The organism is Acinetobacter sp. AM, from assembly GCF_003105055.1.
GTDB lineage: Bacteria > Pseudomonadota > Gammaproteobacteria > Pseudomonadales > Moraxellaceae > Acinetobacter > Acinetobacter tibetensis.
Genome location: NZ_QETG01000003.1, coordinates 99254 through 112321 on the forward strand (window position 1 = coordinate 99254; position 13068 = coordinate 112321).

Below are 13068 nucleotides of genomic sequence, written 5' to 3' on the forward strand. Positions count from 1 at the left end.
CCAATCGTGGTTATTGCATCATCGACTGTTGCTGAATTTGATCCTTGACGGGTTGCTGGCTGCATGCGCTTAACAGCATCCAAGTTAAAACCGAACAAGATAGACCTTTTAGCATCCACATTCTGACTTGCTCCATCACTTTTAGACCTATCATAGCCAGATTTTGACCAAACGGAATAAATTCCATTGAATTTGTTTACTTTTGATCCATTATGGTGCATAATGCACAACATTAGGGCGTTTTTAATTTCATCCTCAGCAGATATTTTTAAATTTCCCTGTTTTTTGGCGAAAAAATCCCAGTTTATTTACTTAAACTGGGATTTTTTTATTATACGATTAAATCGCTATATTAATTTCAACTCAATTTTACAGCATAAAAGCACTATATTGGTGCAATAAATCAGTTTAATGCTTCTCTGATTTACCTATTTAAGACACATCTACCATAACTAAAATGTATTTAGACAAGTTCACTGACTCCCTATAAGCCCAGTCTATTGCAAATATGTACCACTTTAGCTTCTCTAGTTCTATGTGTTATTTTTAAGTCACATTTCATGTTTTAAAAAGCAAAAAAAAGCCCAACCTTGGGGAAAGTTGGGCGATAAACTAAAACTTTTTGTGGAGAATCAGGCAGCTATCACACTATTTGCATGAAACATGATCTGATTACTCAATTATTATGTCTCTCTTTTCTTCAGATGTAAAGCCGATTAAATTACTTTGTTTTATATAAAAACACATTTAATACAGATTAAGAGAAGCAAGTCACATTAATGGCAAAAAATAGCTTATTAAAAGTACAATTGTTACATTTTTCGTAATATTTAATTAAATTTTGAACAATTATTCAGAATGAATCACAAATGATTGCTGCAATTTAATGAAACTTATCATTGTTTTTAACAATTACTTTTAAATAATTAATTTCTTTTTACAATTAAAAAGCTATCTTGTTTTGCCGCATTCTTGTGCCGAAAAATAAGAAAAGAATGAACTTATTCAATTGTAATCCCTGCCTTTTTTAAAGGTTGACATAAATTTTTCTATCTGTCTACTTTATGTACATCACTTATTCCAAGTAAATGCGCACTGCAATCTGTAACACGCGTTTAATTGACTAAATAAATTGTTACAATACAATGCTAGTTGTTTAATTCATTCTAACAAACTGGTAACACTCATGAAAAAACTCGGTTTAGCCACTGCATTATTATTAGCCATGACCGGTGCTCAAGCATACCAATTCGAAGTACAAGGTCAATCTGAATACATCGATGCATCTGCAGCAAACGACAAAGACTTTACTGGTGGTGTGCAAGGTACTTACTACTTTAAAGATGTAGATTCTTCTAAAGGTCCTTTAGCAGAAGCAGCTTTTTTAAACCAAGCTTCTAACGTATCTGTAGCGTACAACTATGCTGAATTAGATGCTGACGTAGTTGCACATAACTATGGCGCTAAAGCTGAAGCTTATATCCCAACTAAATTCGTTCCTGCTTATGCAAGCGCGTCTTACAGCCACACTATTCTTGACGGCAAAAATGGTTTGTCAAATGATCAAGGCGACCGTTATGCATTAGAACTTGGTGCTTTAGCTGCTCCAAACTTCTTGGTTGCTGTAGGTTATACCAACGTCGCTGACCAATTTGCTCTTGATGCGTTCAACGTAATGAGCAATGGTGTGGTTAAAGCTGTTGGTGAAACTGCAACGATTGATGAAGACCAAGATGCAATCACAGCGCGTACTAAATATGTAGGCAACATTGACGGCACAAACATGTCAATCGGTTTTGAATCTGGCCTTGTTTACGGTGATGCAACTGCATACCAATTGAAAACTGACCTTTATTTAAACCCTAAATTAAGTGTTGGCGCTTCTTATGCTGAATCTAGCTACGAAGGTACACCTGACTCAGCTTGGGGTGCAAACGTGAACTACTTCATCACTCCAGCAGTTGCTGTAGGTGCAAGCTATGTTAATGCGAATGCAAAAGATGTTGATCTTGACACGCAAACTGTTGGCTTAAATGCTAAATTCCGCTTCTAATTGATTAGATGCTGAATCAAAAAAGGACGCTACATGCGTCCTTTTTTATTGCTTATATGTTCGGGCTACGCACCAAACTCAAGAAATGAAGATGACGTTCATACTGATCAATAATATCTTGCAGTAAATCTTCCAAGGTCCAGTCCATCACATCATAATTTTGTCCACCTTCCCGCAAAAAAACTTCGGCTTGATAAAACGGCTGATCTTGCACTCGTGCATCTGCCATAAAACTCGGTGGCTGAGTTTCACGTGAAACAACTTGATAAATAAAATTGATTTCATTGTGATGATCGACGCGCAATTGTAATCCCTGTTCAATCGGTCGAATGGTCACTTCAAGTTGACGACGCTGAAATTCCTTTTGTACTTGCAGAAAAGCGTGTTGCACATCTTGTTGTATAAACTGTTCCACCTCTTGTTGGGTATGCGGGTAATGCATGATCAGCCCCAAACGCTGCTGCCAACTACGTGGATTTTGAATGGCTCGTGGGGTAATCCGCGCTTCTTGCAGTGCTTGCATTTTGGTTAAATCCAAACTGAGTGCTTTGATTAAACCCCAACACATCAACAACATAATTAAGGTAAAGGGCAAAGCACTCATAATGGTGGCCGATTGCAATGCCGCTAAGCCCCCTGCCATCAAGAGAATAATCGAGAGCAGTGCAATTAAAACCGTCCAAAATAATCGCTGCCATAAAGGTGAGTTTTCACTTTCTGCGGTTAAGTAATCAATCACGAGTGAGCCTGAATCGGCAGAAGTGACAAAGAATAGCACCACCAATACCGTTGCAATCAGGCAAGAAATTTGTGCAAATGGAAGATGCGTCAGAAACTCAAATAGTGCCACGGATGAATCGTGCTGTACCGCTGCAATCAAGGAGCTTTGCCCATCGTGAATAATACTGAACAGCGCTGCATTCCCCATAAAGCCCATCCAGATTAAAGTAAAACCCGTCGGGATAAATAACACGCCAACAATAAACTCTCGAATACTACGTCCACGGGATACCCGGGCAATAAACATCCCGACAAATGGTGACCATGAAATCCACCACGCCCAATACATAATGGTCCAACCGCCAATCCAGCCATTGGGTTGATAGGCATACAAGTTGAAGGTCATTGTGAACAAGTTGGAGATATATTGCCCTGCATTTTGAATGCTGGTTTGTAGGATATAAATTGAGGAACTCGCGAAAAAAACGAATAAAAGTAAAACCAAAGCGAGAATCAAATTCAACTCAGACAGGCGTTTAATCCCTTTATCCAAACCAAAGCCAACCGACAATGCCGCTAAAAAGCTGACAAAGATAATCAGCCCCACTTGAATAAAAACACTTTGCTGAATACCAAATAAATAATTCAAGCCAGAATTAATTTGGGTCACCCCAAAACCGAGTGTGGTGGCCACCCCGAAAATGGTGCCCAAAGTGGCAAAGGTGTCGACTGCATCACCCAAAGGACCATATATTTTTTTGCCGACCAGCGGATACAATGCTGAGCGGACTTTAAGCGGCAAATTATGCCGAAAGGAAAAGTAAGCCAGTGATAATCCCACTAGTGCGTAGATGGCCCATGCATGTAAGCCCCAATGGAAAAAAGTAATCCGCATTGCTTGTTGGGCCGAAGCTAACGTTTCCCCTTCTCCAGTCGGTGGATTAACATAATGCATGACGGGTTCAGCCACGCCAAAAAACATCAGTCCAATTCCCATACCAGCAGTAAAGAGCATCGCAAACCAAGAGCTTTTACTGTATTCGGGGCTACTATGATCGGGTCCTAATTTAATTTTACCCATATCCGACATAGCGATAAAAATAAGTAAAATAAGAAAGAACGCAACTGCTAAGACATAAAACCAGCTAAAAGAATCAATAATCCATTGATTTAAACGCTTGGTTAAGTTTTCAAAACCACTTGGGTCAAATAAAATTAAAGCCAAAAAGAGCACGATAATGGCAACAGTACTGAAAAATACATTCCGTTTGACATTGGCAAATGGAGACGTCTTGATGGAAGGCATAATTTCCCCCAGAAGATTTTTATAAATGTAAAAAATGAAACCAATTAGGTTAATTTCGCGAGTCTTATTAAGAAGTGAATATGTTAAATTTTAACAATTCTTGATGATGATAATAAATACTGTGAGCCGAGGCAGTTCAATTCCTGTAACGATTTACTGCGTTGCATTAGTCATTATTTTGCCGAGGATCATGCCGAATATATTGTAGCGCAATGAGTCTGGACACAATTAAGGCCAAATACATGACGCCGCAAAACATTTGTAAGATCGCCAAAATACGCGCTGCTGGCGTCATGGGCATAATATCGGATAGCCCTGTGGCCGACTGTAAACTAAAACTTAGAAATAACAGGTTCAACCAAGATTGCAGACCCGCGGTTGGACTTTGGAAACTATTAGGCATCAGGAGTTGGCAAATATTGTATAAGAATGCAAACCCCCAAGCCATAAGGGTGAATACAGCGCCTGCTGCAAACATTTCATCTTTGGTTAAATAACGGTCTGCAAACATATAACGAACCAAACCATAGGCTGCCAAAAAATAAGCCAAACTTTCAAAACTGTGTGCAATCACCTGTATCGCTACGGTGTCGAAGCCCAACAAAATAAGAAAAGAAAAAATAAAAGCCCCACCGACAAAGCTTAAACCCAAAAAAGTATAAACCGGCGTTTGTCGAATCACTTTGGCAATGATGAGTAAGGCCAATACCCCCAGACACCACATAAATGCCCGATATGACAAACCTCGATGACCCATTATCGACAGCCACAACATACAGAATTGAACCAACAGTAACCATGCCGATGGCAATAAGCGAAATCCTTTCCAGAAGTCGATCATCACTTGCATATTGGTCTGCCTTATCAATAAATGGAGTTATCTCAAATATTTGTTTCTACTTGTTTTGAGGAATCTTTTCTTTTGCTTATTCTTTTTTAGCGTATTTAGTGGATTGGGTCTAGCAGATATTTGGTGTTCATTTTTGTGTGACGTTGAATACACAATAAAAAAGCCCCTAACGGAGCTTTTTTATTGCTTGATACAGAATTAGTGATCAGATGCGCCTGAAATACCAACGCCTGTCATCGAACGTACATACTGTGCGTCAAATGCTTTACGTTCTGCTTGGGCACGTGCAGAATTATCTGTCACAGAGAACAACCAGCAGCAGAAGAACGCCAATGGCATTGCAAAGATTGCAGGACCATTGAATGGGTTGATTGGAGTATCAGAAATACCCAAAGTGTCTACCCAAACTGCTTTCGCTAAGATAATGAGTACCACCGCAGTTACTAGACCCACCAAACCGCCAATCACTGCACCACGTGTAGTTAAGCCTTTCCAGAACATTGATAATACAAGTACTGGGAAGTTCGCACATGCAGCTACAGAGAATGCTAAACCTACCATGAAGGCAACGTTTTGTTTTTCGAACAAAATACCCAAAATCATTGCAAAAATAGCTAAACCTAAAGTTGCAATTTTAGACATGCGAAGTTCAGATTCAGGTGTAGTTTGACCTTTCTTGAATACGTTTGCATACAAGTCATGCGAGATTGCAGAAGCACCAGACAATGTCAAACCTGCAACTACTGCAAGAATGGTTGCAAATGCTACTGCTGAAATGAAGCCCATGAACAAGTCACCGCCCAATGCATCAGACAAGTGAACCGCAGCCATGTTGTTACCACCAACAAGCTCAAGCTTGCCAGTCAGTGCCATTTTCGCAACATCAAGGAACTGTGGGTTGTTCGATACATAAAGGATCGCACCAAAGCCAATGATGAAAGTTAAAAGGTAGAAATAACCAATGAAACCTGTTGCCACAACTACGGACTTACGTGCTTCTTTCGCATCTTTAACGGTAAAGAAACGCATTAAAATGTGTGGAAGACCTGCTGTACCGAACATCAATGCAAGACCTAAAGAAATCGCATCAATTGGGTTCGCGGCCAGTTTACCAGGACCCATGATGTTACCTGCTTCAGCTACAGTAATTTCATGTACTTTTGCAAAGACATCAATCGATTGAGAGAACATTTCAGCGAAGCTAAAACCTACGCCTTTCATGACCATGAATGCCATAAACGAAGCGCCAGATAAAAGCATTACCGCTTTAATAATCTGTACCCAAGTCGTTGCCAACATTCCACCGAAGATTACGTAAGCCATCATCAGAAGACCAACAATCACTACAGCAATGTTGTAGTTCAAACCAAATAGAAGTTTGATCAACTGACCTGCACCTACCATCTGAGCAATCAGATAGAATGCAACTACAACTAAAGAGCTGACTGCGGCAAGTGTACGTACTGGTTTTTCCGCCAAACGGAATGACACCACGTCAGATAAGTTGAACTTACCTAAGTTACGTAGACGTTCAGCCACCAAGAACAATACAACTGGCCAACCCACCATGAAACCCAATGAATACAGCAAGCCGTCAAAACCTGAGCTGAAAACCATTGCAGAAATACCCAAGAATGACGCTGCGGACATATAGTCACCCGCAATCGCTAAACCATTTTGGAAACCTGAAATTCCGCCACCTGCTGTATAGAAGTCTGTGGTACTCGTGGTTTGTTTTGCTGCCCATTTGGTAATAAACAAGGTAAAGCCGACAAAAATGGCAAACATGATGATGGCATGCCAGTTAGTCGCTTGCTGTTCAGCTGCACCTAAATCTGGACCTGCAAGTGCGACACCTGAAGCCATTAGGGTTGTTGCAGCAACTGTAAGTGCTTTCAATGAATTCCATTTCATTAGTGCTGTCCTTTCTCGTGCGCAATTGCTTCAACTTCGCGGATTGCTTCTTCATTTAATGCATCAAGTTTGTTATTCGCGATATACGAATACACACCACATAAAACAAAAGACAATACAATAATGCTTAAACCCAATGGCATACCAATCGTGGTTACACCACCACTAAAGGAAGTCATTAAAAACTCTTTGTTATAGCCAACCAACAGCATAAAACCAACGTACACAACCAACATAATGATCGTCAGTGTCCAGCTGAGTTTACTTTTGCGACTGACCATTTCCTTAAATTTGGGATTTTGTAGAATCTGGTTTACGTGAACCTCATCCATAATATTGCTCCTGTGAAGCGTCCAGCCATAGACGCATTTTTAATTTGAATTATTTCGTATACAAACTTAACAATGTTGTAGGGTTCTTGTAATTTAGACTTTGGTCTTTAAATTTTAATCAAATCAAACTGCCATGAACTTGAATAGGCTATGATAAGCCCGTAACTCGGGACAATTCGGCACTATGAACAGTTGGCTTATTATTGGCGTTCTCGCCCTTTACATCGTATTACTTTTTATTTGCGCCTTCTATGGGGAAAAACATGCAACTCGTCTAAGCACACGCGGACGGATGCTGTTATTCAGCTTAACTTTAGGGGTGTATTGTTCTTCATGGACCTTTTACGGTGCAACAGGTGCCGCAGTTCGGGAAGGCATTATCTTTCTGCCGATTTATTTAGGTCCATTACTGTTCGTTGCTTTGGGCTATGACATTTGGCGCAGACTCGGTCGTGTCCGCCAACACCATGCTATTTCTTCAATTGCCGACTTTATGGCTGCACGCTATGGTAAAAGTGGACCTTTGGCGTCACTGGTCACCATTTTGGCTGTGATTGCCATTATTCCTTATCTCGCATTACAACTGCGCGCGATTGCGTTGAGTGCGACCGTTATCTTGCAACAAAACACGGGGTTGGAAAGCACCACCAACAGTGTGCTTTTTCTGACGGGGATTCTGGCTATTTTGGCCATGATTTTCGGGACAAGGCAGATCGCCAATACTGAACAGCATGGTGGATTAATGCTTGCTGTGGCGTTTGAATCTTTTGTCAAATTATTCGCCTTGCTCTGCGTGGCCATTTTCTTTGTTTTCGCCGAGCCTGAAAATCTCGGGCAAATTTCGCATGATGTGGCCAAAACATTCAAAGATGTCCAACTCTTTGGTGTTCCTGAAACCTTCTGGATTCAAACGCTGTTAGCCGCTTTAGCCATCATCTGTCTACCCCGCCAATTCCATGTGGCCGTGGTCGAATTACGTGATGAAAAACATATTCGTGGTGCACGTCGCTGGTTTGCCATTTATCTGATTCTCACCACACTGGCCATTATTCCGATTGCCAGTTGGGCATTACATGCTGCACCTGAATATTTAGCGATTCCCGATGTTGCAGTACTCTCACTTCCGATTAGTTATCAGCAGGATTGGCTCACCATCTTGGCATTTTTGGGTGGATTTTCTGCCTCGACAGGCATGTTATTGGTGTCTTCGGTCGCCTTGTCTATTATGCTCAGTAATGACCTGATCATGCCTGCTCTATGGCGCTTTAATTTCCTTTCTCGACATGATAAACGCATGCCTTTGGTGCTGAAATTCACCCGTCGGGTCTGTATTTTAGCGGTCATGTTACTGGGCTTTTTATTCTTTCATTTCTTTAATGATATTGATCAGCTCTCCGTATTTGGCTTATTAGCTTTTAGTGCAGTGGCACAATTTGCCCCAGCCCTGATTGGAGGCCTGTACTGGCGTGGCGGGAGTAAACAAGGGGTTTACGCTGGGTTAAGTGTTGGTTTTATGATGTGGGCTTACACCCTACTGCTCCCCACCATATTACGCAGCTTCCCCGAAGATTACACCGCCTTCACCATGCAGTTTTTACTCCATGGCCCATTCGGCATGAGCTGGTTACGCCCAGAAGCCCTGCTGGGTTTTGAATCTTTTGCGCCATTAACCCACGGCGTGATTTGGGCTTTGGGACTCAACATTCTGCTGTATATTTGGATTTCTCGTATTTTCAGACCAAGTATTGCCGAACAGATTCAAGCCGAAAGCTTCTTCTATTATGAAACCAAGCCCTTGCCTGCACAAAATACATCTTCTGAAATCAACTATTTACATCATGATGTCGCACGTTTAAAAGTTGAAGACTTAATTACCTTAGCCAAACGCATTACTGGAGATGGACCTACAACCCGAGCTTTTGAACAATTCTGTCAGCAAAACAATGTGGTTTTAAATGCCAACAGCAGCGCCAATGGTATGTGGTGGCGCTTTACGGAACAGTATTTGGCAGGCACCATTGGTGCAGCGTCTGCACGTACCTTATTGACGACTGCAATGGTCAATAATGGCTTAGCTTTGGGGCAAGTGGCCAATATTTTAGACCAAGCCTCTCAATGGCAACGCTTTAATCAAAACCTGATTATGACCATGATCGATCACATGACCCAAGGCGTGAGTGTGGTCGATGAAAACATGTGCTTGGTGGCATGGAATAATCAATATCTTAAATTATTCGATTATCCTAAAGATCTGGCTTATGTCGGTTGCCCGATTGCCGATTTAATTCGTTATAACGCCGAGCGCGGTGAATGTGGACCGGGTTCAGTTGAAGAACATGTGCGTAAACGTATCCACTGGATGAAAGTCGGCAGTGCGCACGAGTTTGAACGGATTCGTAAAGATGGTCGTGTCATTCAAATGCGTGGTAATCCGATTGAAGGCGGGGGGTTTGTGACCACCTTTGCCGACATTACCGCATTCCGAGAAAATGAGGCGATGTTAGAGGCACGGGTGCAAGATCGGACCCAACAGCTTGCCGATGCTTTGACAGAACAGCAATTGGCACGTGAACAGGCAGATAAAGCCAATATGTCGAAAAGCCGATTTATTGCCGCAGCCAGTCATGACCTGTTACAACCCATGCATGCTGCACGTTTGTTCAGTACGGCTTTGGAACAAAGTGTTCAATCCGAAGAAGACCGTAAAACCTTACAACAACTAGATCGTGCGTTGCATGGTGCAGAAAGTATGTTATCGGCATTATTGGATATTGCCCGCTTAGAAGGCGGTACGATTCAACCGAAACGTCAAGCCTATCCGCTACATGACTTGTTGAGCGACTTAGAATTACAGTTTAAGTCGATTGCAGCACAACGCGGTATTCAACTGCATGTACATGATGCTCAGTTCTGGATTGATACCGACCCGCAATGGATTCGCCGTATTATTCAGAACTTTGTCAGCAATGCGCTGCGCTATACCGCCAAAGGACGTGTCGTTGTTGGTGTTCTGCGTGGTTCAGAACGTCCACAACATATTCGGATTGGGGTTTGGGACACTGGACCTGGCATTGCTGAAGAGCAACGAATCAAGCTATTTCAAGAGTTTGAGCGTTGCGGACACACCTCCCCTTGGGGTGAACAAGGGCTAGGGCTAGGTTTGGCAATCGTACAACGCATGACAGGACTGTTAGATTATCCTGTACATGTCTATTCCGAACTCGGGAAAGGCTCTTGCTTCATGATTGAAGTACCCGTAGTCGCAGCACCCAAAATCACCACTACACCTGTGCAGGCTATTCCATTGAAAACCAAAGCCTATCGGATTTTATGCTTGGATAATGATGAAACCATTTTAGAAGGAATGAGTACCCTACTAACCAAATGGGGCTATCAAGTCTTTAAAGCCACAGAACCTGAGCAAGCTCTTGCCTTGATTCAACAAGAAAACATTCAGGTGTGGTTGGTCGACCAACATTTAAATGATGAAAAAATAGGACTGGACTTTATTTTGCAAAATCGTCAAGAAAAAGTACCCGTCGCACTCATTACGGCAGACTCTGATCCTGAATTACCGCAGACTTTAAAAGAACTGAACATTGTCCTGTTAAGGAAACCTTTAAAGCCTGCATCGCTCAGATCATGGTTATCTGGATTGAAAATTTCTAGCGATTAAGCTCCGATTCTACAACTCTACGGTGTATTCAGCGTGTTCTGAATGCACCGTTTTGCTTTAAAATGCCAAATATGACCTCAACAACGGCAAAAGTTTTTAGTCCACGCCATTTCCAATCGCTTTATATAAAATTAAATGATTGAAAATAAAAAAATTACAAAAAATTAGGGAGTCATTCTCGCATTTTATTTTTTTGGCTATGGCAGATTCATTCAGGTTACATTAATGTACAGTTGTACACTTAGTTACAAAATTTCAACCTCATCATTTTATTGATATTTATTACTTATTTTCCACCATATACGACTTTAGTCTTATACATTTTCCAAAGCAGAAATTCCATAAATGAGGTCATTCCCCGAGCAAAAAATTCACAAGACGAATGGCTCAATTGTCAATGCTCGCCCACATTGCACAAGCTTTCAGGAGACCTCCATGAACATCTCTGACATGGTTCCACATGATTTACATCAAGCACAACAGTTTCATCGACTTTATGGTGTAAATGCACTATTGCCCGATATTGATTGGAATCATATTTTTGAACAAAGTAAAATTACCCCCACTCATGTTGAAGCGCTGAATACCCTCTATCAAAGTGCTGTCCCTCTTGCACTGCAAGTTTTTGACGAACTCAATTTTGATGTGTTTACCCCTGCCGAATATAAACCACAAGGGCTAGGACTCTTTGAAAAACTGATACAACAGGAAGAAAAACTGTTACAAGTGCTCCAAGCCGAAACACGCAGTTTAAGTCCTGCAATTCGTCACCAAATTTGGAGCATGTTACTTCGTGGTGGTGCCGTACTGGTATTCAAAGCATGGTTGGGTAAAGTGAAAACTAATTTAGACCAGTTGGACACCAGCCAATTTGATGAACTGTCCGATCTACTCTTTATTAAAACGCCACCGATTGAATTGGCAAATTGGTTGATGGTCGATGTAAATGCCCCATACGATCACATCTTCCTCATGTATGACAATCAAATCTATCTTGACCGCTTTAACAGTCTAGAAACCGCTGCATTGTTTGTAGATTTGGGCGTCTATGACGCTGCATTCTTGAGTTTAAGAGATGATCGCGTCGCAGAATATTTAAAATCGAAAGGTTATATTAGCCAAGATCAAATTGATGAATTGGAATGTGCACTCAATCCACTTTATTGTGACAACACCATATACAAACAAGACTGTTTGGCTTAATACAGTTTTATATAGACAAAAATAAAGACCTCTAATAGGTCTTTATTTTTTGTGCTTCACAGCATCACATTTTCTTTTCATCAATATTCAAAGCATTAATCGCCAGTACCGCCTGAGTACGATTTTGTACCCCTAATTTACGGAAAATGGCCGTCACGTGTGCTTTAATGGTGGCTTCTGATACATCCAGTTCATAAGCAATCTGCTTATTGAGCAAACCTTCCGCAACCATCATTAACACGCGGAACTGTTGTGGGGTCAGCGATTGAATACGCTCTGCCAATTCAGTTTCATCTGCTGCACGCGGATCAAAAGTCATATTGCTTGGTAAATTTGGGGGTAACCAAATTTCACCTTCTAAAACTTGGCGAATCGCTTCACCAATATGGCTCGGATGCGCTGACTTCGGAATATAGCCCATGGCACCATGCGCAATGGCACGCTGAATAATAGACACTTCTTCATGCGCAGAAACCACAATGATCGGCAGTGAAGGATGTTGTGCACGGACATGAACCAATGCAGAAAAACCTGATGCACCAGGCAAATTCAGGTCCAACAAGACCAAATCGGGTTCAGGACCTTTTTCTAAACGTTCATAAAATTCATTTACTGCGGCTGTCTCATTAATTTGGGCTTGCGGTAAGCTATAGCGAACGGCTTGAATCAAAGCATGACGAAACAACGGATGATCATCAACGATTAAAATATTCATAAGCAGCGTAAGAGATCTAGTGCACAGTAATTCTTATTCTAACCATACATGTGCCCTTAAGGATATGCAAATATTAACTATTTTTTAAATAACTACAAAAAATAGGGAAATCGTCGGCATGCGGTTTTTCAAAAAAGTCGAAAAACAAATCTGAATTTACTATAAATCTAATTCTCAAATTAAAAATCCTTATTCATTTGCAATATAAATTGATAATTCAACCAATTAATTCGAATTGTCGCTACAAAAATCAGCATTTTTAGATATATCTTAAAATCAGATAACTTAACGCTATTTCT

At 41.1% G+C, this 13068-nt stretch carries 9 protein-coding genes; 3 read left to right on the forward strand and 6 right to left on the reverse strand.

The genetic code is table 11. The features are described from left to right. Window positions 1-10: 10 nt before the first annotated feature. On the reverse strand, window positions 11-187 hold the full coding sequence (locus tag DCO44_RS16960) for a hypothetical protein (protein WP_165815674.1): 177 nt from the start codon (window positions 185-187) through the stop codon (window positions 11-13). Window positions 188-1186: 999 nt separating this feature from the next. Here DCO44_RS16960 and omp33-36 point away from each other — a divergent pair. Continuing rightward, window positions 1187-2053, forward strand: coding sequence for a porin Omp33-36 (gene omp33-36, locus DCO44_RS02820; protein WP_116759098.1), 867 nt, complete (start codon window positions 1187-1189; stop codon window positions 2051-2053). 52 nt (window positions 2054-2105) lie between these two features. On the opposite strand, the gene DCO44_RS02825 is transcribed toward omp33-36, so the two are convergent. From DCO44_RS02825 to DCO44_RS02840, 4 genes are all read right to left on the reverse strand, one after another. Further along, window positions 2106-4079, reverse strand: a complete 1974-nt coding sequence (locus DCO44_RS02825) for a BCCT family transporter (protein WP_116759099.1) — start codon at window positions 4077-4079, stop codon at window positions 2106-2108. 166 nt (window positions 4080-4245) lie between these two features. After that, complete coding sequence (locus DCO44_RS02830; RefSeq protein ID WP_116759100.1) at window positions 4246-4929, reverse strand: ion channel; 684 nt, start codon at window positions 4927-4929, stop codon at window positions 4246-4248. A gap of 198 nt (window positions 4930-5127) precedes the next feature. Next, the gene (locus DCO44_RS02835; RefSeq protein WP_116759101.1) at window positions 5128-6843 is read right to left on the reverse strand and encodes a cation acetate symporter; all 1716 of its coding nucleotides are present in this window, start codon (window positions 6841-6843) and stop codon (window positions 5128-5130) included. After that, window positions 6843-7175 carry a DUF485 domain-containing protein gene (locus DCO44_RS02840; RefSeq protein ID WP_116759102.1) on the reverse strand — a complete coding sequence of 111 codons (333 nt, stop codon included), beginning with the start codon at window positions 7173-7175 and terminating at the stop codon, window positions 6843-6845. Before DCO44_RS02840 ends, DCO44_RS02835 begins: the two co-directional genes overlap by 1 nt. Window positions 7176-7359: 184 nt before the next feature. Between DCO44_RS02840 and DCO44_RS02845 the strand changes: the two genes are divergently transcribed. Beyond that, window positions 7360-10851: a PAS domain-containing hybrid sensor histidine kinase/response regulator gene (locus tag DCO44_RS02845; protein ID WP_116759103.1), complete on the forward strand. Its 3492-nt coding sequence runs from the start codon at window positions 7360-7362 to the stop codon at window positions 10849-10851. Between the two features lie 435 nt (window positions 10852-11286). Next, window positions 11287-12054, forward strand: coding sequence for a hypothetical protein (locus DCO44_RS02850; protein ID WP_116759104.1), 768 nt, complete (start codon window positions 11287-11289; stop codon window positions 12052-12054). Between the two features lie 64 nt (window positions 12055-12118). Here DCO44_RS02850 and DCO44_RS02855 read toward each other — a convergent pair whose 3' ends face one another. Further along, window positions 12119-12769: a response regulator gene (locus DCO44_RS02855; protein ID WP_116759105.1), complete on the reverse strand. Its 651-nt coding sequence runs from the start codon at window positions 12767-12769 to the stop codon at window positions 12119-12121. Window positions 12770-13068: the final 299 nt, after the last annotated feature.